Source organism: Candidatus Blastococcus massiliensis AP3 (assembly GCF_000582785.1).
Classification (GTDB): domain Bacteria; phylum Actinomycetota; class Actinomycetes; order Mycobacteriales; family Geodermatophilaceae; genus Blastococcus; species Blastococcus massiliensis.
This window is the reverse complement of record NZ_HG931173.1, coordinates 1,360,529-1,385,230: the sequence shown is the minus strand read 5'-3', so window position 1 is coordinate 1,385,230 and position 24,702 is coordinate 1,360,529. Positions and strand designations below refer to the sequence as shown.

Genomic DNA, 24,702 nt, shown 5'->3' with positions numbered 1-24,702 from the left:
GTGTCGGCCCTCCGAGGTGACGGGTAGAGGCGGGCCATGGCGCTGCCCCGCATCCTCGTCCTCGTCCTGGCCGGCGGTGCCGGTGGCCGCCTGGAGCTGCTGACCGACCAGCGGGCGAAACCCGCCGTCCCGTTCGCGGGGGTGTACCGGCTGATCGACTTCCCGCTGTCCAACTGCCTGTACTCGGGGATCGCCGACGTCTGGGTCTCCATCCAGTTCCACCCCACGTCGCTGTCGACGCACCTGGCCAACGGCCGGCCGTGGGACCTCGACCGGACGATCGGCGGGCTGCTCACCCTGCCGCCGTTCCAGGGCACCGACCGCGGCGGCTGGAACACCGGCACGGCCGACTCCCTGTGGCGCCAGGCCGACCAGATCCGTGCGTTCGCCCCCGACGCGCTCGTCGTCGCCAGCTCGGACGCCGTCTACAAGCTGGACTACCGCGAGGTCGCCGAGGCCCACCTCGGCTCGGGGGTCGAGGTGACGATGGTGACCACCGAGGTGGACGCCGACGACGCCTCGCGCTACGGCATCGTCGAGGTCGGCGAGGGCGGCCGGGTGACCGGCTACGAGTACAAGCCCGACGAGCCGGCGACGACGACCGCGACGAACGAGGTCTTCGTCTTCTCACCCGCGGAGACCCTCGACCGGCTCGAGGCCCTGGCCCGGGACGCGGGGGAGGACGGGCTCGAGGACCTGGGCACGCAGCTGCTGCCCGCCCAGACCGCCGACGGCCTGGCCCGCGCCTTCCCGCTGGAGAGCTACTGGCGCGACGTCGGGACGGTTCCCGCGTACTGGGAGGCGCATCGCGAGTTCATCCAGGAAGAGCCGCCACTGGACCTCGACGACCCGTCGTGGGCGATCCGGACCCGGGGCGGCCGGCACAGCGCGGCCCGCCTCCTGCGCGGCGCGGTGGTCGAGAACAGCCTCGTGTCCGGGGGCACACGCGTGGGCGGTGAGGTGCGCGGCTCCGTGCTGTCTCCCGGCGTCGTCGTCGAGAAGGGCGCGACGGTCGTGGACTCGGTCCTGCTCCCCGGCGCGCGGATCCGGGCCGGTGCCACCGTGACCAGGTCGGTCCTCGACGACGGCGTCGACGTGGGCGACGGCGCCACCGTGGGGGGCGACGGGGACATCACGCTGGTCGGGCGGCGCGCGACCGTGGCCCCCGGGACCGAGCTGGCCCCGGGGGCCCGGTTCCCGGAGCCCGACTGAGCTCAGTCGAACTGCATCCACACACGGCGCCGGTCACCGCGGCTGTGCACCTGCGCCATCGCCTCCACGCGGCGTCGCTGGTCGGTGGTCGCGACGTGGTTGACCACCGCGATCTCGGCCTCCCGCATGGCTCGTTCGGCGGCGAACTCGGCCGGGGTCGACGGGACCGATTCGGGGCTGTCGTCGTCGGCCCGCGGCCGGGCGTAGGGGCTGTCGGCGGGCAGGTTCCCGCTCACCCGGCCGTAGGCGCCGAGCAGCAGCAGGACGAGCCCGGCCAGCTCGGAGAAGACGACGTTCTCGATCTCGAAGGCCAGCAGGTTCGCCTCGGTCCGCAGGACCGCCAGGCTGGCCAGACCAGCGACGAGGAACAGGATGCCGACGACGATCATGACGGTCGAAGCGGTCCGCGGGCTGCGCAGCGCAGCGACGACGAGCACCGCGGCGGTGAGCAGCGAGATCGTCGAGAGCAGGCCGTTGGACGACATGCCGAGGATCGGTTCGCCGTCGGTCGAGAAGAAGTCGAGGCCGCCGGCGAAGCCGAGCAGACCGAAGACCGTGATGACCGCGGCGACGGCGAGGGCGCCTGTCCGCTGGACGGCGAAGACCCGTGGGTCGTAGGCGCGTCCGTGGTCGTCCGTGGCCTGGGCAGGGCGGGCGCCGGTGACGCCGTTCGTCCGGCGGGAGGGGGAGTGTCGAAGCTGCACGGGAGCTCCTCGGTCGAGGGAGGGATGCCCTCTCTTCACGCCCCCGGGGCGTCGCGGATGCAGCTCCCCGCTGGTACACGCTGGAGGCGGGGAAGGGGTCGTCGGCCCGCGGCGTTGTCCACCGCGTGAGCCAGCCGTTCGAGATCGATCTGCACTCGGAGTTCCTGCGCGCGGACCTGTTCCTCGCGATGGGGCAGCCCGTCGAGGCCGCCCGGATCCTGGAGCCCGTGGTCGAGGCGGAGCCCGCGAACCAGGCCGCTCTGGAGGCGCTGGCGCGGGCCTACTACGGCTCGGCGCAGCTGGCCCGCGCCGAGGGGGCGCTCGCCCGGCTGGTGCAGCTGGCCCCGGCCAACGGGTGGGCGCGCCGGGCCCTGGCCCGCACGCTGGAGCGGCAGAGCCGGCACGCCGAGGCGGTTCCCCACCACCGGATGGCCGACGCCCTCGGCGCGCAGTGACGCTCAGAGCCGGGCAGCCGTCCTCCTGATGAGCTCGAGGGATGCCGACGGGTCCAGCGCCATGCTGCTGAGCAGGTCGAACGCCCGGCCGTAGCGGTGCACCTCCGCCTCGGAGTCGAGGAAGAAGACGCGCGTCTTGTTCTCGAAGTAGACGACGTCCGGCGCCCCGGTGGCCCGCGACTCGAGCACGGAGAACGACCCGGCCGTCACGGGGGGCAGACCGGCGGCGAACGGGAGCACCTGGATCGTCACCGAGGGCCTGCTCGCGGCGTCGGCCAGCCACTCGAGCTGTCCCCGCAGGATCGCGACGCCATCGGCCTGTCCGGGTGCGGCGGCGGTCCGCCGGAGGACGGACTCGTCGAGCACGGCCCGGAACTCCAGGGTCCCGCCCGGCGAGCCCTCCTCGAGGACGCCCTGCCGGCGGCGGCACACCCGCACGCGCCGGTCGACCTCGCCCTCTGACGGGGTCTCCCAGGTCGACAGGATCACCTGCCGGACGAAGTCGGGGCTCTGCAGCAGCGCGTGCGGCACGAGGGCGGCGTAGCACCGGAGCGCCCGTGAGCCGGCTTCGAGGCGGATCAGATTGGCGTAGCCGGCCGACAGCGCGTCGGCGTACGCGTCCCACCAGCCCCGGTACCGGGCCGAGGGCGCCAGGGCGCGGAGGAAGGAGGCGGTCTCCTCGGGGACGTCGTACAGCGCGAGCAGCCCGTCGAGGTCGTCGGCCGAGATGCCGCTGCGGCCGCTCTCGATCCGGGACACCTTCGACGGGGACCAGCCGAGACGTGCCGCGACGTCCTTGCCGTGGAGCGAGCCGGCCACCCGCAGGTGCCGCAGTTCGCGCGCGAGGCGGCGCGCACGGGCGGAGGGTGACTCCACGGCCATGGCGGAACGCTACGGCGGCCGTGCAATCGTGCAAGGCCTCTGTCGCCCGGGAAGACCCGATGCCACCGTTCTGGCATCGACCGATCGACCGGCTGTCAGAAGGGATCGACGTCATGACCGGACCCCGCACCCTCGCCGTCGACTACGACGTCTACGAGATCGCGTACCTCGCCGGTGGACCCTGCAGGGCGGTGGACGCCGCGGTCGTCGCTCTCGCCGAGAGCGGACGGATCGCCGTCGACCGTTCCACCGGTCAGCTGTCGGTGGCGGACGGGCGGCACCGTCACTGGCTGGAAGCTGCCGCCATGGACGGCATCAAGCACCGGGGGCACCGCACGCCGAACACGTTGCGCTGGCGGCTGCGGAGCGACCCACGGTTCGCCGACGTCCGGCACCGCCTGGAGCGCGACGGCCTGCTGCGCCGCTCAGTACCCAGCGCCTCCCGGCACCGCTCGTGGACGAGCTTGGCCCTCACCGGCCAGGGGCGACGCACGCTGCGGCACCTCCGGGCCGAACCGCCGATCGACCGCGTCGCCGAAGGAACCAGGGCGCTGCCGGTGGCGCTGTGCGGACTGGGCGCCATGAGCGATCCGTCGCTCCGGGCCGTCCTCTTCCACCCGCCCGCTCCACCTCGTCCGCCCAAGGGCCGTGACCTCCGGCCGGACCCGTACGTGGTGGGCTTCGGGAGCTACACCTACGCAGCGCCCGTCTGGGTCGCCGGGAGCGAGGCCGTCGCATGGGGCGGGGACGGCGGGGGAGGCGGCAGCGGTGACGGAGGTGGCGGTGGGTGATGACAGGTCGTCAGGCCGCGCCGGGCTGAAGGCAACCTCCGGACCGAGAACAGGGTCGGCTCCGCCGTCCGGGGAACCCACTGGTCCATGAGCATCCTCGGACGACTGATGGGAACGGCGGAAGGCGCGGCACGGGGAGCGGCGCGAGGTGGACGCGGGACAGCGCGACCCGGGCGCGGGATGGGCAGGTCCACGGGCCGCGGAGTCGGCGGGCGCGGCATGGGACGCGGCCGGGCGGGGACGCCGGCGGCCGGCGGTGGCCTCGGCCAGCTGGTCGGTGGTCTGCTGCGGCGCCGCTGATCACCAGAGGGCGGCGGCGACCAGCAGACCGGTCGTCGTCGCGACCTCGCCGGTGGCACCCATGACGTCCCCGGTGGTGCCCCCGAGCCGCTGAACCGCTCGCCGGTGCAGCACCTCGGCCGCCACCCAGCCGGCGACCACGGATCCCACCGTCGCGGCCGCGTGCTCCGGCCCGCGGAGCAGCGCCGCGCCGCCGCCGGCCAGCATCAGGGTCACGACGGTGGCCCCGGTCAGCCAGCTCCTCGAGACCGTGCCGGCGACGCTCGCCCCCAGGGACGAGCCCTCGGCCACGGCCACGCCCGGCAGGCCGGTGCGGGACATGACCAGCCTGGCGGTGACGACCGCCGTCCCGAGTGCCAGCCAGCCGGCGTCGTGGGCGAGCAGCGAGGTCAGGCAGGCGACCTGCAGGAGCAGCGTCAGCACCAGGGTGACGACGCCGAACGGGCCGACGTCGCTCTGGTGCATGACCTGCAGCGCCCGCTCCCGGCCGCGCAACGGACCGAGCCCGTCGGCGGTGTCGGCCAGCCCGTCCAGGTGGAGCCCGCGGGTCAGCAGTGCGAGGACCACGACAGCCAGCACCGCCCCGGTGAGGGGCGAGATCGCGCGCGCACCGGCGACGGCGGCCGCCGCGGCGAGCCCGCCGAGGACCAGGCCGACGAGCGGCGCCCACGGCAGCACGCCCCGGGTGGAGGACGCGGCGCGCGCCGGCACGGGCACGGCGGTGAGCAGCGCCGCGGACTCCAGCGGCCCGGTGAGCCTCATCGGACCGGCCGGACGGTCACGGGCAGTACTCCAGCCGGGTCACGCTCCCGTTGGCCGGGGTGACCGCCGGCATGGCGTCGGGGCCCAGGCCGGCGACCACCGCCTGGATGGCGCGGATCGTGTCGCCGTGGGTGACCAGGGCGATCACGTCGGCCGGCGGATCGGCGCAGAGGTCCTGCAGGTAGGCCTCGACCCGGCCGTGCAGCTCCGCGAGGCTCTCGCCGCCCTCGGCCGACCAGTGCGCATCGGCCCAGTCGACGACGTCCCAGAGTTCGCGTGACGGCCGGCCCTCCAGGATCCCGTAGCCCTGCTCGCGCAGCGCGGGTGTCCGGACGATGGGGAGGCCGGTCGCCCGGGCGCAGTACTCCGCCGTCTGGACGGCGCGCAGCAGGTCGCTGCTGACGAGCGCACCGGGGGAGAGCCGGGTCAGCATCTCCGCCGCCGCCTCCGCCTGCGAGCGCCCCAGCGGGGTGAGCGGCACGTGCGGGGTCTGCCCCTGCATGAGGCCCGCCGCGTTCCACACCGTCTGGCCGTGCCGGACGAGGAGGAGGGTCAGCGGGCGGGCCATGGTGGGAGGGAGCGTAGCCAGGGGGCCGTCGGTCACCGGCGCGCGCCTCGTACCGTCGTCGTCGTGAGCATTCCCGTCCGTCCTGGCGCCGCCCGTCCCGCTGCCCGTCCGGGGGCGCCCGACCCGCTGGCGCCGCTGCTCGAGCTGCCGGGCGTCCACGAGGCGGCCGACTCGGCTCGCGCGGCCGTCGACCGCCTGCTGAGCCACAAGGTGCTGCGCCGGGAGTCGGCGGGCGTGAGCACGGAGTCGGCGTTGCGGGGCGCGCGGGCGTCGGCCGCGCTCGAGGGAGTGGACGTGCCCCTGGCCGAGCTGCGGGCCGGCGCCGTCGACGATCCGGTGGTGCAGGGTGCGCTGCGGGTCTCCGCCGGCCTGGGCGCGATGGTCGAGACGTGGCAGAAGGCCCCCGGCCAGGTGCTCGCCCGCCTGCACGTGCTGGCCGCGGCCGACCGGGTGGGCCCTGCCGACCTGGGCCGGCCGGGCGCGCACGCGGGACCGCGGCTGTCGGGCCTGTTCTCCCTCGTGACCGGGGCGACCACGGCTCCCGCGGTGCTCGTCGCCGCCCTGGTGCACGGCGAGCTGGCCGCGCTCGCCCCGTTCGGGACGGCCGACGGACTCGTCGCGCGGGCGGCCGGCCGACTCACCGGCATCGCCCGCGGGCTGGACCCCAAGGCGGTGTCGGTGCCGGAGGTGGGTTTCGCGGAACTGGGCCGGCCGGCCTACGACGAGGCACTGGCCGGGTACGCGTCCGGCCGGCCCGAGGGTGTCGGCGGCTGGCTGGTGCACTGCTGCCGCGCCACCGAGCACGGCGCGCTGGAGGGTCTGGCCATCTGCGAGAGCCTGCTGCGCGGCTGACGACGCACCTCGTCCCCCTCAGCCCCGGCGGGTCCGGGGTGAACTCCCGGACGGTGCCCCGAGCACCAGCCCGGTGACCGCGACGGTCGTCACGGCGATCGCACCGGCGGCCGCGGCCGGCAGCCAGGCGCCGGTGTGCGCGCCGTAACCGGCGGCGCCGAGCAGGGCCAGCCACGGGCCGGACAAGGAGAGGAACAGGCCCAGCCGCTCGGTGGGGCCGCGCGGCCGGCGCCGCGGCGCTGTGCGCACCGACTGGCCGACCAGCACCGCCGCCACGCACACGGCCAGGACCGTGAGCCAGGCGAGGACGGCGGTGAACACGACCGCAGGATGGCCGACGGGGGGCCGACGGGGCCGGTGCCCCGCCGGACGGGCGGGTCAGGCGCCGCGCCGCCGCCGTCGTCCCGAGAGCGGACCGGGAGCGCCACCGGGCGGGAGGGCCGAGCGCGCGGTGCGGTGCCGGGCGTACCAGGCCAGGCCGACCACGGCCGCTCCGACACCCATCGCGGCCGCGCCCGTGACCACCGGGGCGGGCGGCACGGAGAACCGCGACCGCATGCTGACGGGCCGCTCGAACTGCAGCACCGGCCAGCCGTGCCGCAGCGCGGCCTTGCGCAGACCCCGGTCGGGGTTGACGGCGGTGGGGTGGCCCACCGCCTGGAGCATGGGCAGGTCGGTCACCGAGTCGCTGTAGGCGTAGCAGTCGGCGAGGTCGTAGCCACCCTCGGCGGCGACCTCGGCCATCGCGGCGGCCTTGTTCTCCGCGTAGGCGTAGTACTCGATCTCGCCGGTGTAGCGGCCGTCCTCGGTGACCATCCGGGTGGCGACGACGCGGTCGGCCCCCAGCATCTCGCCGATCGGCTCGACCATCTCCGCGCCGCTGCTGGAGACGATGACGATCTCCCGGCCCGCCGCACGGTGTTCCTCGATGAGGTCGGCGGCCTCGGCGTAGACCAGCGGGTCGACGATCTCGTGCAGCGTCTCGCGGACGATCTCGTGAACCGTCGCGACGTCCCAGCCGGTGCACATGGCGGTGATCTGGGCGCGCAGCCGCTCCATCTGCTGGGCGTCGGCGCCGGCGAGGGAGAAGACGAACTGCGCGTAGGCCGTCTTCAGCACGGTGCGTCGGTTGATCAGCCCGCCCTGGAAGAACGGGCGGCCGAAGGCCAGGGTGCTGGATTTGGCGATGATCGTCTTGTCCAGGTCGAAGAACGCCGCTGCGCGGGTCACGAGGCATGAGGTTAGTAGGGCCGGACGGGGGTGACAGGACCCGCGCGCCGTCCACACCCGAACGAGTCATCCACAGTTCGTCTGCCGGTCTGGCACTGTCTGCCCACTCCCGGGTGGGCTGGGCGCGTGTCCGCCCCTTCCTCGCTGCCCTCCACCACGTCCGGCCGCCCGCTCGTGGTGAGCCGGGACGAGGAGTTGCTCGACGACCTGCTCCGCGTGCTGGCCGCCGCGGGCACCGAGCCGGAGATCGCCGTCGGCGGCCCGCCGCTGCGCCGGGCGCACCGGGACGCGGCGCTGGTCCTGCTGGGAGCGGACGTGCTCGGCGCCGCGGCGGTGCGCGCTCTGCCGCGGCGACCCGGAGTCGTCGTGGTCGCCCGCGAGGAGCTCCCGGCGCCGGAGTGGGCGGCGGCGGTCGAGGTGGGCGCCGAGCGCGTCGCGCTGCTCCCGGACGACGAGGGCTGGCTCCTCTCCCGGGCCGCCGCGGCCGTGCGCGTCCCGGTTCCGCGCGGCTGGCTGGTGGCGGTCGGTGGTGGCTGCGGAGGCGCGGGGGCGAGCACGGTCGCCGCCGGTCTCGCGGTCGCGGCGGCCCCGGGGGCGGTGCTGGTCGACGCCGACGGCTGGGGTGCGGGCCTGGACCTGCTGCTGGGCGCCGAGCGCGAGGAGGGTCTGCGCTGGCCCGAGCTGACCGGACTCCGGGGCCGGGTCTCCGGGGAGGCGCTGCGCGCCTGCCTGCCCGAGGTGGCAGGGGTGCACGTGCTGGCGACGGCGCGGTCCGCGGCGCCCGCGGTCCCGGAGGAGGCGGTCCGGGCCATCGTGGAGGCGGTCCGGTCGGAGGGCTGCCCGGTGGTGGTGGACCTGCCCCGCCCCGGGTCCGGCGGCATCTGCCCGACGACGCACACCGTCCTGGCCGACGCCGACCTCGCGCTCCTCGTGGTGCCGGCCCGGCTGCGCGCGGTCACCGCCACCCGGCTGCTGGTCTGCGCCCCGGGTTCGCCCTGGTCCACGGCGCAGCTGGTGGTGCGCCCCGTCCCTGGAGGGCTCTCGCCCGCCGAGGTGGGCGAGGTCGTCGGTCGCCCGGTGCTGGCCGAGCTGCCGCACGACCGCAGCGCCGTCGCCAGGGGCGAGCGCGGCGAGCCGCCGGCCGTCGCGCAGCGCAGCCCGCTCGGCGTCCTGGCCCGGCGCGTCCTCGGCAGCCTGCCGGAGGTCGCGGCGTGAGCACCGGCCTGCTCGATCGCGTCCGTGCTCGGCTGGCGCTGGAACCGGGCATGCCGACGCAGGCCGAGGTCGCCACCGTCGTCCGCCAGGAGAGCCGCGGCCTGCTCGGGGACGACGACGTGCTGCGGGCCGTCCGGGACGCCGTCGACGAACTGGCCGGTGCCGGCCCGCTGGAGCCGCTGCTGCGCCTGCCCGACGTCACCGACGTGCTCGTGGCCGCGCCCGATCGCGTCTGGATCGATCGTGGGTCGGGGCTGGAACTCTCCGAGGTCGGCTTCCCCGACGACGCCGCCGTCCGCAGGCTCGCCGTGCGGCTGGCCGCCGCCGCCGGACGCCGGCTCGACGACGCCGTGCCGTGGGTGGACGTGGGCCTGCCCGACGGCACCCGGCTGCACGCCGTGCTCGCCCCGGTCGCGGCGAGCACCTGCCTCTCGCTGCGCGTGCTGCGGCGGTGCTCGCACAGCCTGGCCGACCTCGAGGCGCTGGGTGCGCTCCCACGGGAGAGTGCCGGACTGCTGCGCGCACTGGTCCGCCGGCGGCTGGCCTTCCTCGTCACGGGCGGCACGGGGTCCGGGAAGACGACGGTGCTCTCCGCGTTGCTCGGTGAGGTCGGGCCGGCCGAGCGCGTGCTCACCTGCGAGGACGCCGCCGAGCTCGCCCCCGCGCATCCGCACGTCGTCGCCCTGCTCACCCGACCGCCGAACGTGGAGGGCGTCGGTGAGGTCACCCTCCGCGACCTGGTGCGCCAGGCCCTGCGGATGCGGCCGGACCGCCTGGTGGTGGGGGAGGTGCGGGGCGCCGAGGTGAGCGAGCTGCTCGCCGCGTTGAACACCGGGCACGACGGTGGGTGCGGCACGCTGCACGCCAACCGCCCGGCGGAGGTGCCCGCGCGGCTGGAGGCCCTGGGGGTGGCCGCCGGACTGGACCGCTCCGCGGTGCACAGCCTCGCGGCGGCTGCTCTGCACGTCGTGGTGCACCTGCGCCGCACCCCGGGAGGCCGCCGCGTCGACGAGCTGGGCGTGCTGCGCCGGGCCGGCGACCTGGTCGTCGTGGAACCCGGGTGGCGGGCAGACGGTGGGCCGTGCCCCGCGGCGGACCGGCTGCACGCCCTGCTCGCCGGGGCCGGGGAGGCGGGGTGACCGGGGCACTGCTGCTGGGCGTGGCATCCCTCCTCCTGTGGCCGGGACGCCGGACGGCGGACCGCCTCGGACCCCGGCCAGGATCCGGCGCCCGTCCGGTGCTCCTCCATCCGGTCCGGCCACCGGTGATGGCGGCCGTGCTCGCCGGGGCGGCCGGCGCGATCGTCAGCACGCCGCTGGTCGCGGTGCTGGCCGGGGCGGGCGCCTGGGCAGGTGGCAGGGCCCTGGCCACGCGGCGGGCCGCCGCCCGCGTGGACGCCGGTCTGCGTGGGCTGGCCGACGGACTCGCCGCGCTGGCGGCCGAGCTGCGCAGCGGACGGTCGCTGGACGCGGCGGCAGCCGCCGCCGGGAGCGCCTGCGGGGACACGGCCGTCGGGAGGTCGCTGCTCCGGGCGGTGCGCACGCCGGAGGTGGCTCCGCCCGACCTGCCGGGCGAGCTCGATGCGGCCCTGGCCAGGACCGCGGCGGCCACCCGGCTCAGTCAGCGCACCGGCTGCTCGCTGGCCGCGGTGGCCACGGCGGTCGAGGACGACCTGCGCGCCCGTTCCCGGCACCGCGTGGAGCTCCGGGCGGCCACCGCTGGCCCCCGCGCCAGCGCGACGGTGCTGGCCGGTCTGCCGGTGCTCGGCCTGCTCATGGGCAGCGGCGTGGGCGCCGATCCCTGGTCGGTCCTCACGACCACCGCCACCGGTCAGGTGCTGCTCGTCGCCGGAGCCGCCCTCGAGGCGACCGGTCTGGCCTGGTCGCACCACCTGGTGCAGCGGGCGTTGCGGTGATCGCCGCCGGCAGCCGGTCGTGACCGCGCACGGGCTCGGGGCGACGCTGGGAGTGCTGGCTGCGGCGCTGGTGCTGTGGCCGGCCGCTGGTGGGACCGGGGCCCGGCGGTGGGCGGCGCTGCGGCGGGCGGAGGACGGCGTCCGGCCGCCGGCTCCGGAGCGGACTGGCCCGGGCGAGCGGCGGCGCCGGTGGGTCCTCGCGGGTGCGGCAGGACTGGCCGTCGCGCTGGTGCTGGGTGGGCCCGTCGGGCTGGCGGCCGGGGGCGTCGTCGCCGTCGTCGCCGAGCGGGCGCTGGGACGTGGTCTGCCGGACGAGGCCGCGACCACCCGCACCGCACTGCACCGCGACCTGCCGGCCGCCTGCGACCTGCTCGCGGTGTGCCTCACCGCGGGGCTGCCGGTGGACGGGGCGCTCGAGGCGGTGGGCGGCGCGGTCCAGGGACCCCTGGGCGATCACCTGCGATCGGTCGCCGCTCTGTCGCGGCTCGGCGCCGATCCGCGGCGGGCCTGGGCCGACGCGCCGGAACCCCTGGCGCCACTGGGCCGGGTGTTCGAGCGGGCGGGGGAGTCCGGGGCCACCGTCGTCGGTGCACTGCGGACCCTCGCCGGTGAGAGCCGGGCCGCCGAACGGGCGGCGACCCAGGCCGCCGTCCACCGTGCCGGCGTGTGGGTGCTCGCCCCACTGGGGCTGTGCTTCCTGCCCGCATTCCTGTGCCTGGGCGTGGTGCCGCTCGTGCTCGGGATCGCCGGCGACGTCTTCGGCTGACCGGCCCGTCCACAGCGCGGGGTGCCCTCCACAGATGTCGCTGCGCCCCGGGGTTCATGGCTCCGGCCCCGGAGGCTCGGGACGACGGCCCGGACCGCGGGCCCCGAACGCCAGGAGGCACCCGTGTCCACCAGCCCCCACCCCCTCCCCGACGAGCAGCTCCCGCCGGCCGGCACCGCCCCGGCGCCCGTGCGCGGCGCACTCCGGCGGCGGCTGGCGCGCCTGCGCGCCGAGCCGGAAGCGGGCATGAGCACCGCCGAGTACGCAGTCGGCACGGTGGCGGCCTGCGCGTTCGCGGCCGTCCTCTTCCGGGTGGTCACCGGTGACTCGGTCGTCGACGGCCTCACCGACCTCGTCGACCGGGCCCTCGCGACGCTGGCCTGACGTGGCCCGCATCCGCACGCGCGGTCCCCGGTCCGGTGCCGACGGCGAATCGGGGATGGTCACCGCGGAGACCGCGGTGGTCCTCCCGGTCCTGCTGCTCGTCCTGGCGGGCGCCGTCGCCGTGGTGACCGTGGTCGGTGCTCAGCTCCGCTGCGTCGACGCCGCCCGGGAGGGAGCCCGCGCCGCCGCCCGCGGCGAGAGCTCGGAGGTGGTGGCGGAGCTGGCCGGCCGGGTCGCTCCGGAGGGAGCGGCGACGTCGGTGCGGGATGCGGGGCCGCGTGTCCACGTCACGGTCACCGTCGAGGTGGCACCCCTGGGCCCGCTGCCGCTACGCACCCGCCTGTCGGCGGAGGCCGTGGCGCAGCGCGAGCCGGGGGCGCCGGGGGAGCTCCCGTGAGTGCGGAGCGGGAGCGCGGGTCGGCGACCGTGTGGGTGCTGGCCCTGGGCGGCGTCCTGGCGTTGGTCGGACTGGCCGGGGTGCTCGTGGGCTCGGCCGCGGTCGCCCGGCACCGGGCGGGCGGCGCGGCCGACCTCGCGGCCCTGGCCGCCGCCGGGCGAGCCGTCCTGGCCGATCCGGCCGCCTGCGCCGTCGCCGGCGAGGTGGCCACGGCGAACGGGGCACGCCTGGAGCGCTGCACCACGGATGAGGGCGGCGTCGTGGACGTGGTGGTCAGCGTGCGCGTGGACCTCGGCCCGGTCGGTCCCGGGGTCGCGACCGCGCGCGCCCGCGCCGGCCCGGTGCTGCCGGACCCGGGTGCGGCCGGGTCAGAAGACGAGGTCGGGTTCGTCGGCGGGGCCGTCCACCCGGTCCTCGCCCACCCCGACCGGCTCGTCCACCCCGACCGGCTCGCCCGCCCCGGCGAGCTCGTCGAGCACGACGTCGAGCACGCGCACCGCCCCGGCCTTGTCCAGCGGGTCGTTGCCGTTCCCGCACTTGGGGGACTGCACGCACGAGGGGCAGCCGCTGTCGCACTCGCAACTGGCCACGGTTGCCCGGGTCGCCTGCAGCCACTCGCGCAGCACGGTGAACCCGCGCTCGCTGAAGCCGGCGCCGCCGGGGTGCCCGTCGTACACGAAGATCGCCGCGGTGCCGGTGTCCGGGTGGAGGGCGGTCGACAGGCCGCCGAGATCCCACCGGTCGCAGGTGGCCAGCAGCGGCAGGATGCCGATCGCCGCGTGCTCGGCGGCGTGCAGGGAGCCGGGCAGCTCGGTCTCGCCGACCTCGGCGCGCTCCACCGCCCGGTCGCCGAGCGTCAGCCAGACCGCGCGGGTGCGCAGTTGGCGGGCCGGCAGGTCGAGCGGGAACTCGGCCAGCACCTCACCGGTCCCCAGCCGGCGGCGCTGGTAGGCCACCACCTGGTTGGTCACGTCGACGACGCCGGTGTGCGCGGTGACCGCACCCAGCGGGCGGCTGCGCTCCACCGAGACGACCGCCAGGTCGGTCACGTCCCGGGCGACGGTGGTCCACTCCGGGCTCTCGGCGTGCACGGCCGCGCAGGCGTCGTCCACGTCGTACTCGTCGACGACGAAGGTGTCACCCCGGTGCACGTACAGGGCCCCCTCGTGCACGGTGGCGTGCGCGGCGCCACCGTCGACGGTGCCCAGCAGCCGGCCGGTCGCGCCCTCGATGATGGCCACCGGTTCGGCACCGCTGCCCCGGATGTCGACGTCGGGGCGCCCTCGGCCGGCCCAGTACCAGCCGGTCGGTCGCCGGCGCAGCTGCCCGTCGGCGACCAGTTGCTCGACCGCGGCCTCGGCCGCCGCCCCGCCGAACTCGGCCAGGTCCTCCGGTCGCAGGGGGAGCTCCGCCGCCGCGCAGCACAGCTGCGGGGCCAGGACGTAGGGGTTGGACGGGTCGGTGACGGTCGCCTCGATCGGCCGGCCGAACACCGCCCGTGGATGGTGGGCGAGGTAGTGGTCCAGCGGGTCGTCGCGGGCGACGAACACCACCAGGGACTCCTTCTGCGCCCGCCCCGCCCGTCCGGCCTGCTGCCACAGCGACGCGAGGGTGCCGGGGTAGCCCGCGAGCACGACGGCGTCGAGGCCGGCGATGTCGATGCCGAGTTCCAGGGCGTTGGTGGTGGCCACACCCAGCAGGTCGCCGGCCGAGAGCGCCCGCTCCAGCTCCCGCCGCTCCTCGGGCAGGTAACCGCCGCGGTAGGAGTCGACGCGGCCGACGAGGTCGTCCCGGCCGCGGTCGCGCAGCAACCGGCGGGCCTGGTCGGCGACGGACTCCGCGCTCCGCCGCGAGCGCACGAACGCCAGCGTGCGGGCTCCCCGCTCCACGAGGTCGGCCAGCAACCCGGCGGCGTCGGCCGCGGCGGACCGCCGCAGCGGAGCGCCGTGCTCGCCGGTGTGCTCGGTGAGCGGCGGCTCCCACAGGGCGAACGTGGCGCCCGGCCGGGGAGAACCGTCCTCGGTCACCGCGACGACCGGCTCGCCCACCAGCCGCGAGGCGGCCCCCGCCGGGTCGGCGACCGTGGCCGAGGCCAGCACGAACACCGGGTCCGCGCCGTAGCGGCGGCAGATCCGACGCAGCCTGCGCAGGACGTGCCCCACGTGGGAGCCGAAGACGCCGCGGTAGGCGTGGCACTCGTCGATGACCACGTAGGCCACCCGTCGCAGGGTGCTCGACCACTTCTGGTGGGCCGGCAGGATCCCGCGGTGCAGCATGTCCGGGTTCGTGACGATCCACCGCGAGTGCCGGCGCACCCAGTCGCGCTCCTCACCCGGGGTGTCGCCGTCGTAGGCGGCGGGGCGCACCGACGGGTCGGCCAGCGCCGCCACCGAGCCCAGCTGGTCGCGGGCGAGGGCCTTCGTCGGGGCCAGGTACAGCACGCAGGCGCGGGGGTCCTCGGCCAGCCGGCTCAGCGCGGGCAGCTGGTAGGCCAGCGACTTGCCCGACGCCGTGCCCGTGGCGACGACGACGTGCCGGCCGGCGTGCGCGAGCTCGGCGGCCTCGACCTGGTGGCGGTAGGGGGCGGCCACGCCGCGTTCCTCCAGCCGGCCCCGGAGCTCGTCCCCGACCCACTCCGGCCACGGAAGGGTGCGGCGCTCGCGGACGGGGACCGCGTGCACGTGGGTGACCGGCCGCTCCTCCTCCGGGGTGGCGGCGAGCAGCGAGGCGAGCAGCTCGGCGCCCGGCGGCGGGCCATCCCCGGCCGCGCTCCGCGACGCCCTGTCAGAGGCGGGAGCCGAGGGCGGGGGGTGGAGCGTGGTCACGCCTCCACTGTCACACCTTCCTGCGACAGGGCGGCCTGCGGAATGGCAGCTGTGTGATGCAGGTAACAGATCGTGCCAGACGGATGCACGAGCTGTGATCTCCCTTACACTTCCGCGCGTTACGGTGCGCCACCGTCCGCACCGCAGCGGTACCTCCGCCGACCGGGGAGCACCGGCGCTCCCCGGCGGCAATCGACGCTGGGAGGAAACGCATGCACGAGGATTCGCTGTCCGGCGGGGATACGGCACTGGTGGCCGTCATCCTCGTCATCTCCCTGGCCGCCCTCGGCTTCGCCGCCTACCTGATCAAGGCCGTGATGGCCGCTGACCAGGGCACGGTGAAGATGCGCGAGATCGCGCAGGCGGTCCAGGAAGGCGCGGCGGCTTATCTGCGCAGGCAGTTCCGCACGCTCGGCGTCTTCGCCGTCATCGTCTTCCTCCTGCTGCTCGTGCTGCCGGTCGCGGAGGGCGGATGGGAGACCCGCACCGGGCGCGCGGTGTTCTTCCTGGTCGGCGCGCTCTTCTCGGCCGCCGTCGGTTTCATCGGCATGACCCTGGCGACCCGCGGCAACGTCCGTGTGGCCGCCGCGTCCCGCACCGGCGGCGGCTACCAGCCGGCCTTCCGCCTCGCGTACCGGACCGGCGGGGTCGTCGGCATGATCACCGTCGGCCTCGGCCTGTTCGGTGCGGCGCTGGTCCTGCTCCTCTTCCAGGACACGGCCCCGGTCGTCCTCGAGGGCTTCGGCTTCGGTGGCGCCCTGCTGGCGATGTTCATGCGCGTGGGTGGCGGCATCTTCACCAAGGCCGCCGACGTCGGCGCCGACCTGGTCGGCAAGGTGGAGGCGGGCATCCCCGAGGACGACCCCCGCAACGCGGCGACCATCGCCGACAACGTGGGCGACAACGTCGGCGACTGCGCGGGCATGGCCGCTGACCTCTTCGAGTCCTACGCCGTCACCCTGGTCGCGGCGCTGATCCTCGGGCAGGTCTTCTTCGGCAACGTCGGCATGGTCTTCCCGCTGATCGTCGCCGCCATCGGCATCATCGCCTCGGTCGTCGGGGTGCTGGCCACGCGGCCCGCCGCCGGCGACTCCAGCGGGATGGTGCCGATCAACCGGGGCTTCTTCGCCTCCGCCGCCGTCTCCCTCGTGCTGGTCGCCGCGGCGTCCTTCACCTACCTGCCGGAGATCTCCGACGGCGTGGACATGGAGGTCAGCCCCCAGGTCCTCGGCTTCGTCTCGGTCCTCATCGGTGTGGCGCTCGCCGCGCTCATCCAGCAGCTGACCGGCTACTTCACCGAGACCAGCCGCAAGCCCGTCAAGGACATCGGCCGCAGCTCGCTGACCGGTCCGGCCACGGTCATCCTCTCCGGCATCTCGCTGGGGCTGGAGTCGGCGGTCTACGCAGCGCTGCTCATCGGCGGTGCCGTCTACGGGGCCTTCCTCATCGGCGGCGGTGCGGCGCTCTACGCCGTCGCGCTCGCCGGCTGCGGTCTGCTCACGACCGCGGGCGTCATCGTCGCCATGGACACCTTCGGTCCGGTCAGCGACAACGCGCAGGGCATCGCCGAGATGTCGGGTGACATCGACGACGACGCCGCGCGGGTGCTCACCGACCTCGACGCCGTGGGCAACACCACCAAGGCCATCACCAAGGGCATCGCCATCGCCACCGCGGTCCTGGCGGCGACGGCGCTCTTCGGCTCGTACAACGCGCAGATCGACGTGGCGCTCGAGGACGCCGGCGACACGCTCGGCGACGCGTTCAGCCTGGTGAACCCGAACAACATCGTCGGCGCGATCATCGGTGCCGCGGTCGTGTTCTTCTTCTCCGGGCTGGCGATCAGCGCCGTCTCCCGCGCCGCCGGACGGGTGGTCTTCGAGGTGCGGGAGCAGTTCCGCACCAAGCCGGGGATCATGGACTACAGCGAGAAGCCCGACTACGGCGCCGTCGTCGACATCTGCACCAAGGATTCGCTGCGCGAGCTGGCCACCCCGGGTCTGCTCGCCGTCCTGGCGCCGGTCGCGGTGGGCTTCGGCCTGGGCTTCGGCCCGCTCGCGGCCTACCTCGTCGGCGCGATCGCCGCGGGCACGCTGATGGCTGTCTTCCTCTCCAACTCCGGCGGCGCGTGGGACAACGCCAAGAAGATGGTCGAGGACGGCAGCTACGGCGGGAAGGGCAGCGAGGCGCACGCGGCCACCGTCATCGGCGACACGGTCGGCGACCCGTTCAAGGACACCGCCGGCCCGGCCATCAACCCGCTGATCAAGGTGATGAACCTCGTCGCCCTGATCATCGCCCCGGCGGTCGTCAGCCTCTCGGTGGGCGAGGACGCCAACGACCTGGTGCGGGTCGCCATCGCCCTGGGGGCGACGGCGGTCATCGTGGCCGCCGTCGTGATCTCCAAGCGGCGCTCGGTCGTGGTCGGCGGCGAGGCGTCCGGGCAGCAGAGCTCCGGAACGCTGACGACGACCGCTCCCTGACCCGTCCGCGCCGCGACCCTCCCGTCGGATCACCCGGCGGGAGGGTCGCGGCGCGGTGGCGTTCCCGGGTGGACCGTGCGTCGCCCCGCCGATCTGACTGACCCCATGGCGGGACGGCCCTGGCGCCTCCGGGAACAGTCACGGAGCATGCACGTTCGAACAGGGTGACGGCGCGCCCAGGGAGGGTCGTCCCCGACCCCGTGTCGGTCGGGTGGCTTACCGTGGCCCGCCGAGGGGGCCATTCGCGGCGGTGCGCCAGGCGCCGGCCCCCGGCGCGGAGCCGAGCACCGACCCTGCGGGCCGCACCCAGCATCGCCCCAGCCAGCATCACCCCAGCATTACCCCAGCATTACCTGGCACCACCGACAGGAGCACCGTGCCCACGAAGACCACGCACACCGGAAGCGAGAGCACCGAACCGGCCGCCGGCGCCCCCAAGGCCCCGCGTCGGGGAACGGCTGCGCCCGGCGGCAAGCCGCTGGTCATCGTGGAGTCGCCGACCAAGGCGAACAAGATCGCCGGCTACCTCGGCAGCGGCTACGTCGTCGAGGCCAGCGTCGGGCACATCCGCGACCTGCCGCGCAACGCCGCCGACGTGCCCGCCGAGCACAAGGGCGCGGCCTGGGCCCGCCTCGGGGTCGACGTCGACAACTCCTTCGAGCCGCTCTACGTGGTCAGCCCCGACCGCAAGCAGCAGGTGAGCCGGCTCAAGCAGCTGGTCAAGAACGCCAGCGAGATCTACCTCGCCACAGATGAGGACCGCGAGGGCGAGGCCATCGCCTGGCACCTGATCGACACGCTCAAGCCGAAGGTGCCCGTCCGCCGGATGGTCTTCCACGAGATCACCCCCGAGGCGATCGCCCGCGCCGTGGCCAACCCGCGCGAGCTCGACACCGCCCTCGTCGACGCCCAGGAGACCCGCCGCATCCTCGACCGGCTCTACGGCTACGAGGTCAGCCCGGTCCTCTGGAAGAAGGTGCTGCCCAAGCTCTCGGCCGGCCGCGTCCAGTCGGTCGCCACCCGCATCGTCGTCGAGCGCGAGCGGGAACGGATGAGCTTCCACGCCGCCGACTACTGGTCGCTGGAGGGCACCTTCGCCGTCCCCGGCAGTGTCTCCGGGGGTGCCACCGGAGCCGACGCGGGCGAGCCCACCACCGTGCGGGCCAAGCTGGTCAGCGTCGACGACAGCCGGGTCGCCACCGGCAAGGACTTCGACGCCGCGACCGGCCGGGTCACCGGCGACGTCGTCCACCTGGACGAGGCAGGGGCCCGCGGGCTGGCCGCGCGGCTCGAGGGCCGCCAGGTGTCGGTGGGCCGCGTCGACGAAAAGCCCTACCGCCGTCGTCCGTACGCGCCGTTCACCACCTCCACGCTGCAGATGGAAGCCGGGCGCAAGCTCGGCTGGTCCTCGGCGCAGTCGATGCGGGTGGCCCAGCGGCTGTACGAGAACGGTCACATCACCTACATGCGTACCGACTCGACGAACCTGTCCGAGGAGGCGATCAACGCCGCCCGGCAGCAGGCGCGCGAGCTGTACGGCGACGCCTACGTCCCGGCCGAGGCCCGGCGGTACAGCAAGAAGACCAAGGGCGCCCAGGAGGCGCACGAGGCCATCCGCCCCGCGGGTGACAGCTTCCGCACGCCCGGCCAGCTCGCCTCCGAGCTGGGCCGCGACGAGTTCCGCCTCTACGAGCTCATCTGGCAGCGCACCGTCGCCTCGCAGATGGCCGACGCGGTGGGGCAGACGGTGAGCATCCGCCTGGCCGGCCGCAGCGCCACCGACGAGGCGGTCGAGTTCACCGCGTCGGGGCGCACGATCACCTTCCCCGGCTTCCTGCGCGCCTACGTCGAGTCCCGCGACGAGGGGGCGAACAAGGACGGCGACGACGAGCCCGGCGCCGACGACGCCGAACGCCGGCTGCCCCGCCTCGAGCGCGGCCAGCAGCTGGACACCCGGACGCTCGACGCCAAGGGGCACACCACCCAGCCGCCGTCCCGCTACACCGAGCCGAGCCTGGTCGCCCGGCTCGAGGAGCTGGGCATCGGGCGGCCGTCGACCTTCGCGTCGATCATGCAGACGATCCAGGACCGCGGGTACGTGTGGAAGAAGGGCAACGCGCTGGTCCCCTCGTTCATCGCCTTCGCGGTGGTGAACCTGCTGGAGCAGCACTTCGCCCAGCTGGTGGACTACGACTTCACCGCGTCGCTCGAGCAGGAGCTCGACGAGATCGCCGGCGGCACCCTGCAGCGGGTGGACTGGCTGACCGAGTTCTACTTCGGTGGCGAGCGGCGGGACGACGGCGGGATCGCCGAGTCCGGCGGGCTCAAGCAGATCGTCGGGCAGCGGCTCGAGGAGATCGACGCCCGCGGCGTGAACTCCATCCCGCTGCGGGCCACCAGCCCCGACGGGCAGCCGGTGGTCGCGCGGGTCGGTCGCTACGGCCCCTACCTGCAGGCAGGCGGGGAGGACGGCGCGCGGGTCAGCATCCCCGAGGACATCGCGCCGGACGAGCTCACCGAGGAGAAGGTGCGCGAGCTGCTCGAGGCGCCGTCGGGCGACCGGGAGCTCGGCACCGACCCGGAGTCGGGCCTCCCGGTGGTCGTGAAGGCCGGGCGGTACGGCCCCTACGTCACCACCGTCGTCCCCGAGGGCAGCAAGGAGTCCCCGCGGACGGCGAGCCTGTTCGCGTCCATGTCACCGGAGACGGTGACCATCGACGACGCGCTGAAGCTGCTGACGCTGCCCAGGACCGTGGGGGCCGCGCCGGACGGTGAGGAGATCCAGGCGCTCAACGGCCGCTACGGGCCGTACCTCAAGAAGGGCACCGACTCCCGGTCGATCGACAGCGAGGAGAAGCTCTTCTCGGTCACGCTGGACGAGGCGCTGGCCATCTTCGCCCAGCCCAAGCAGCGCGGTCGCGCCGCCGCGAAGGCCCCGCTCCGGGAGCTGGGTCCCGACCCGGTGACCGAGGGGCAGGTCACCGTGCGCGAGGGCCGGTTCGGGCCCTACGTGACCGACGGCGAGACGAACGCCAGCCTCCGCAAGGGCGACGACGTCGAGACGATCACCATCGAGCGCGCCGCCGAGCTGCTCGCCGACCGCCGCGCTGCCGGTCCGGCGAAGAAGAAGAAGGCGGCGAAGAAGCCCGCCGCCAAGAAGACCGCGGCCAAGAAGGCTCCGGCCAAGAAGGCCGCCGCGAAGAAGGCGACCGCCACGACGGCCGCCGAGCCGGTCGCGACCAGCTGATCGGGCCCCGGTCCCCGCCGTCGAGGCGGGGGCCGGGAGCCCGGCGACCCACCCGTACGGGCGGAAAGGTCTCGGGATCGTCGGGGTGCGCCGGTACCGTGAGCCCGCCGGGGCCGGCTGGCGTCCCCGGGCACTCCGACCACGGGAGCCGTGATTCCTTCCGACCCGACGCCTCCGGGGTCGCCGCGCGAGGAGCCGGCGGCGCCGGACGAGCGGACCGCACCTCCGCCCCGTGCGGCGGAGGGCGCTGCCACGGTGCCGGGCGGGGGCGCGCAGGGTGACGGGCTGCCGCCGGCCGGGACGCCCGTGCCGCCCGAGGCCGTGGCGCCACCGGTCGAGCCGGACGAGCCCGCCCAGGTCGACGGGGTCGGACTCGTCGCCAAGCTGCGCTCGGTCCTGCGGATCCGGGACTTCCGCCGGCTCTGGTACAGCACGAGCCTGTCGAGCTTCGGCGACTGGCTCGGCCTGCTGGCCATCACCGCGACCGCCACCGCGCAGTTCGACGAGTTCGCCGCCCAGAACTTCGCCCTCGGTGCGGTGCTGCTGTTCCGGCTGCTGCCCGCGATCGTGCTGGGCCCGGTCGCCGGTGCCTTCGCCGACCGCTTCGACCGCCGCAAGACGATGGTGGCCACCCACGTCGTGCGCTTCCTGCTGTTCGCCTCGATCCCGCTGGTCAACGAGATCGTCTGGCTGTTCATCGCCCAGTTCGTCATCGAGGCCGTCAGCCTGTTCTTCATCCCGGCCAAGGACGCCGCCGTCCCCAACATGGTGCGTCGCGACCAACTGGAGCCGGCCAACCAGCTGTCCCTGGTGACCACCTACGGGTTCACCCCCGTGCTGGCGGCGCTGGCCTTCTCGCTGCTCGCCGTCATCGGCGCCCCGCTGAGCGAGGCCGTCCCCGAGGTCGACGAGATCGACCTCGCCCTCTACCTCAACGCGCTGACGTACCTGGTCGCCGCGGTGATCATCTGGAACCTCCCCTCGATCAGCGGGCGCCGCAGCGCGAGTCCGGCCGTCGAGGGCGGCGAGAGCTTCCTGGGCTCGCTGCGCAGCGGCTTCACCTTCGCCGGCCACACGCCGCTGGTCCGGGGACTGGTCGTCGGCATCAGCGGCGCGTTCATGGCCGCGGGCGTGGTCATCGCCACCGGCCAGGCCTTCGCCCGCTCGCTCGATGCCGGCTCGGCCGCGTACGGACTGCTGTTCGGCGCGGTCTTCGTCGGTCTCGGCATCGGCATCGCCGTGGGCCCCAGCGTGGCGCGCGACCTGTCCCGCCAGCGGCTGTTCGGCATCGCCATCGTCGGCGCCGGGGCCATGGTGCTGCTGCTGGTCTGGAGCGTCGCGCTGTGGATGGCGCTGGCGCTCGTCGTCGCCATGGGCTTCTTCGCCGGGATCGCCTACCTCGCCGGGTTCACGCTGCTGGGCACCGAGGTCGAGGACGCGGTCCGCGGACGCACGTTCGCGCTGGTGAACTCGCTGGTCCGGGCGGCGCTCATCCTCAGCCTCGCCTTCACGCCCTTCGCCGTCGGTCTCTTCGAGCGGCGGACGGTGGACCTGGGGCTGTTCGACGTGTCGGTCACCGGTGAGCGGCTGGCCCTGTTCGCCGCCGGGCTGATCGCCGTCGGCGTCGGCGTGCTGGCCTACCGGCAGATGGACGACGGCCGGCCCGTGCCCCTGCTGGCCGACGTCGTCACCGCGCTGCGCCGGGACACCACGGCCCGGCGTCGCCTGGCCGGGGGCGGGGTGCTCATCGCCTTCGAGGGCGGCGAGGGTGCCGGCAAGTCCACCCAGGTCAAGAGGCTGCAGGAGTGGCTCACCAGAGAGGGCCTCGTCGCCCAGGCCACCTTCGAGCCCGGCGCGACGCCCTCGGGCGCCAGCATCCGCTCGATCCTGCTCGACCGCTCGCAGACGGGGATCGCCCCGCGCTCGGAGGCGCTGCTGTACGCCGCCGACCGCGCCCAGCACGTGGAGGACGTCCTCCGGCCCGCGCTCGAGGCGGGCGCGGTCGTCATCACCGACCGCTTCGTGGACAGCTCCCTGGCCTACCAGGGCGCGGGCCGGACGATCCCGCTCGACGACGTGCGGATGCTGTCCCGGTGGGCCACCGGCGGGCTGCAGCCGGACCTGACGGTGCTGCTCGACCTGCCGCCCGAGCTCGGGCTCGCCCGCGCCCGCGGCCGCGCGGTGGCCGACCGGATGGAGTCGGAGTCCCTGGACTTCCACCAGCGGGTACGGCAGACGTTCCGGGCGCTCGCGGAGGCCGATCCCGACCGCTACCTGGTGCTGGACGCGACGGGCAGCCCGGAGGACCTGGCCGCCGCGATCCGCGTCCGCGTGGCCGAGCTGCTGTCCGGCCTGCCGCTGCAGACGCTCCCGCAGGACGGCCGGGTCGTCGAGGGGCAGCCCGAGACGCCGGCGCCGATGGCGCGGCATCCGCACGCCCAGACCGGCGCGACCCCCCAGCTGCACCCGTGAGCACCGCGGTCGCGGCCACCGAGGGCGTCTGGACACGGGTCATCGGCCAGCGGGCGGTGGTCGAGGAGCTCCGGACCGCCATCACCGACCCGACGGCGATGACCCACGCCTGGCTGTTCACCGGGCCCCCGGGCTCCGGCCGGTCGGTCGCCGCCCGCGCCTTCGCCGCTGCCCTGCAGTGCCCGGACGGCGGCGACGGCACGTGCCACGCGTGCCGGACGGTGCTGGCCGGCACCCACGCCGACGTCACCGTGATCGTCCCGGACGGGCTCTCCATCGGCGTCGCCGAGGCCCGCGAGCTGGTGCGCGTCGCCGGCCGGTCGCCCTCCCAGGGGCGCTGGCAGATGATCATCGTGGAGGACGCCGACCGCATGAGCGAGTCGGCCGCCAACGCCGTGCTCAAGATGATCGAGGAGCCGCCGCCCCGGACGGTGGTCATGCTCTGCGCGCCGAGCCTGCACCCCGACGACGTCCCGGTGACCATCCGGTCCCGGTGCCGGGTGGTCGCGCTGCGCACCCCACCGGCGGCGGCGATCGCCGAGGTGCTGGTCGGTGACGGCGTCGACCCGGCCCTGGCCGCGTGGTCGGCCGCCGCCTCGGGCGGCCACGTGGGTCGCGCCCGCCGGCTGGCCCGGGACGAGGAGGCCCGGCTGGCCCGCAAGGCCGTCCTCGACGTCCCCCTGCGGCTGGTGTCCCTCGGCGCCTGCATGGAGGCCGCCGACGACCTCGTCGGCTCCGCGAAGGAGGAGACGGAGGCCGCGACCGAGGTCCTCGACGGGGCCGAGACCGAGGCGCTGAAGAACAGCCTGGGCGTGGGCGCCCGCGGGCCGGGCGTCGTCGCGGCAGCGCGGGGGAGCGCGGGTCAGCTCAAGGAGCTGGAGCGGCGGCAGAAGTCGCGCGCCACCCGCATCGGACGCGACGCCCTGGACCGCGCGCTGGTCGACCTCGCGGGTCTGTACCGCGACGCGATGGTCCTCGCCGCCATGAGCAGCGGTGGATCCCCGACCGCGGACCTGCCGCTCAACCACCCCGACCGCCGTGCCGACGCCCTCGAGCTGGCCCGCCGGATCGGCGCCGAAGGGGCGCTGCGGCGGATCGACGCGATCCTCGACTGCCGCACCGCGCTGGAGCAGAACGTCAAGCCGCAGTTCGCCCTGGAGGCGCTCACGGTGGCGCTGCGACTGCCCGCCTGACGCCCCGCGCAGTGCCCCGCCCCGGCGCCGGACGGCGTCGGGGGTGCCG

Annotated in this window: 21 protein-coding genes and 1 pseudogene; 15 read left to right on the top strand and 7 right to left on the bottom strand. The window is 75.2% G+C overall.

Going from position 1 to position 24,702, the window contains the following annotated elements:
- Positions 1-36 precede the first annotated feature (36 nt).
- Complete coding sequence (locus tag BN344_RS06855; RefSeq protein WP_040337471.1) at positions 37-1,212, top strand: glucose-1-phosphate adenylyltransferase family protein; 1,176 nt, start codon at positions 37-39, stop codon at positions 1,210-1,212.
- 2 nt (positions 1,213-1,214) lie between these two features.
- Here the strand turns inward: BN344_RS06855 and BN344_RS06850 are convergent, their stop codons facing one another.
- Positions 1,215-1,916 carry a DUF4383 domain-containing protein gene (locus BN344_RS06850; RefSeq protein WP_081788398.1) on the bottom strand — a complete coding sequence of 234 codons (702 nt, stop codon included), beginning with the start codon at positions 1,914-1,916 and terminating at the stop codon, positions 1,215-1,217.
- A 125-nt stretch (positions 1,917-2,041) separates the two neighbouring features.
- Between BN344_RS06850 and BN344_RS06845 the strand changes: the two genes are divergently transcribed.
- The gene (locus BN344_RS06845; protein ID WP_197022245.1) at positions 2,042-2,371 is read left to right on the top strand and encodes a tetratricopeptide repeat protein; all 330 of its coding nucleotides are present in this window, start codon (positions 2,042-2,044) and stop codon (positions 2,369-2,371) included.
- 3 nt (positions 2,372-2,374) lie between these two features.
- Here BN344_RS06845 and BN344_RS06840 read toward each other — a convergent pair whose 3' ends face one another.
- A complete protein-coding gene (locus BN344_RS06840; protein WP_040337470.1) occupies positions 2,375-3,253 on the bottom strand; it encodes a helix-turn-helix domain-containing protein in 879 nt (292 codons plus the stop codon).
- A gap of 113 nt (positions 3,254-3,366) precedes the next feature.
- On the opposite strand from BN344_RS06840, the gene BN344_RS06835 reads away from it, so the two are divergent.
- Entirely contained in the window at positions 3,367-4,044 is a 678-nt protein-coding gene (locus tag BN344_RS06835; protein ID WP_166518194.1) for a TIGR04222 domain-containing membrane protein, read from the top strand.
- 300 nt (positions 4,045-4,344) lie between these two features.
- Here the strand turns inward: BN344_RS06835 and BN344_RS06825 are convergent, their stop codons facing one another.
- Both BN344_RS06825 and BN344_RS06820 read right to left on the bottom strand, forming a co-directional pair.
- Positions 4,345-5,106: an adenosylcobinamide-GDP ribazoletransferase gene (locus BN344_RS06825; RefSeq protein ID WP_040337467.1), complete on the bottom strand. Its 762-nt coding sequence runs from the start codon at positions 5,104-5,106 to the stop codon at positions 4,345-4,347.
- Between the two features lie 16 nt (positions 5,107-5,122).
- Positions 5,123-5,674 (bottom strand): histidine phosphatase family protein, encoded by a 552-nt coding sequence (locus BN344_RS06820; protein ID WP_040338076.1) that lies wholly within the window; start codon positions 5,672-5,674, stop codon positions 5,123-5,125.
- A gap of 63 nt (positions 5,675-5,737) precedes the next feature.
- Between BN344_RS06820 and BN344_RS06815 the strand changes: the two genes are divergently transcribed.
- A complete protein-coding gene (locus BN344_RS06815; protein ID WP_051515603.1) occupies positions 5,738-6,526 on the top strand; it encodes a Fic family protein in 789 nt (262 codons plus the stop codon).
- Positions 6,527-6,544: 18 nt separating this feature from the next.
- Here BN344_RS06815 and BN344_RS06810 read toward each other — a convergent pair whose 3' ends face one another.
- Positions 6,545-6,847: a hypothetical protein gene (locus tag BN344_RS06810; RefSeq protein WP_040337466.1), complete on the bottom strand. Its 303-nt coding sequence runs from the start codon at positions 6,845-6,847 to the stop codon at positions 6,545-6,547.
- A 57-nt stretch (positions 6,848-6,904) separates the two neighbouring features.
- Positions 6,905-7,756, bottom strand: coding sequence for an HAD family hydrolase (locus BN344_RS06805; RefSeq protein WP_040337465.1), 852 nt, complete (start codon positions 7,754-7,756; stop codon positions 6,905-6,907).
- A gap of 126 nt (positions 7,757-7,882) precedes the next feature.
- Between BN344_RS06805 and ssd the strand changes: the two genes are divergently transcribed.
- From ssd to BN344_RS21170, 7 genes and pseudogenes are all read left to right on the top strand, one after another.
- Positions 7,883-8,971, top strand: coding sequence for a septum site-determining protein Ssd (gene ssd / locus BN344_RS20175; protein ID WP_051515602.1), 1,089 nt, complete (start codon positions 7,883-7,885; stop codon positions 8,969-8,971).
- Positions 8,968-10,110 (top strand): TadA family conjugal transfer-associated ATPase, encoded by a 1,143-nt coding sequence (locus BN344_RS20170; protein ID WP_040337464.1) that lies wholly within the window; start codon positions 8,968-8,970, stop codon positions 10,108-10,110. The genes ssd and BN344_RS20170 overlap by 4 nt, the downstream gene beginning before the upstream one ends.
- Positions 10,111-10,208: 98 nt before the next feature.
- Positions 10,209-10,886: a type II secretion system F family protein gene (locus BN344_RS06790; protein ID WP_231486552.1), complete on the top strand. Its 678-nt coding sequence runs from the start codon at positions 10,209-10,211 to the stop codon at positions 10,884-10,886.
- 19 nt (positions 10,887-10,905) lie between these two features.
- Positions 10,906-11,652, top strand: a complete 747-nt coding sequence (locus BN344_RS06785; RefSeq protein ID WP_040337462.1) for a type II secretion system F family protein — start codon at positions 10,906-10,908, stop codon at positions 11,650-11,652.
- Positions 11,653-11,775: 123 nt separating this feature from the next.
- Positions 11,776-12,036, top strand: coding sequence for a DUF4244 domain-containing protein (locus BN344_RS20640; protein WP_081788397.1), 261 nt, complete (start codon positions 11,776-11,778; stop codon positions 12,034-12,036).
- Between the two features lies 1 nt (position 12,037).
- Complete coding sequence (locus BN344_RS06775; RefSeq protein ID WP_231486549.1) at positions 12,038-12,433, top strand: TadE family type IV pilus minor pilin; 396 nt, start codon at positions 12,038-12,040, stop codon at positions 12,431-12,433.
- Positions 12,430-12,762: pseudogene (locus BN344_RS21170) on the top strand (Rv3654c family TadE-like protein); the annotation flags it as partial. The gene BN344_RS06775 and the pseudogene BN344_RS21170, both read left to right, overlap by 4 nt.
- Positions 12,763-12,801: 39 nt before the next feature.
- On the opposite strand, the gene BN344_RS06770 reads toward BN344_RS21170, so the two are convergent.
- On the bottom strand, positions 12,802-15,258 hold the full coding sequence (locus BN344_RS06770) for a DEAD/DEAH box helicase (protein ID WP_081788396.1): 2,457 nt from the start codon (positions 15,256-15,258) through the stop codon (positions 12,802-12,804).
- Positions 15,259-15,470: 212 nt separating this feature from the next.
- On the opposite strand from BN344_RS06770, the gene BN344_RS06765 reads away from it, so the two are divergent.
- From BN344_RS06765 to BN344_RS06750, 4 genes are all read left to right on the top strand, one after another.
- Positions 15,471-17,741 carry a sodium-translocating pyrophosphatase gene (locus BN344_RS06765; protein ID WP_051515601.1) on the top strand — a complete coding sequence of 757 codons (2,271 nt, stop codon included), beginning with the start codon at positions 15,471-15,473 and terminating at the stop codon, positions 17,739-17,741.
- 376 nt (positions 17,742-18,117) lie between these two features.
- The gene (topA, locus tag BN344_RS06760; protein ID WP_040337460.1) at positions 18,118-20,988 is read left to right on the top strand and encodes a type I DNA topoisomerase; all 2,871 of its coding nucleotides are present in this window, start codon (positions 18,118-18,120) and stop codon (positions 20,986-20,988) included.
- Between the two features lie 150 nt (positions 20,989-21,138).
- Positions 21,139-23,460, top strand: a complete 2,322-nt coding sequence (tmk, locus tag BN344_RS06755) for a dTMP kinase (RefSeq protein WP_231486547.1) — start codon at positions 21,139-21,141, stop codon at positions 23,458-23,460.
- Positions 23,457-24,653: a DNA polymerase III subunit delta' gene (locus BN344_RS06750; RefSeq protein WP_040337458.1), complete on the top strand. Its 1,197-nt coding sequence runs from the start codon at positions 23,457-23,459 to the stop codon at positions 24,651-24,653. The genes tmk and BN344_RS06750 overlap by 4 nt, the downstream gene beginning before the upstream one ends.
- Positions 24,654-24,702 lie beyond the last annotated feature (49 nt).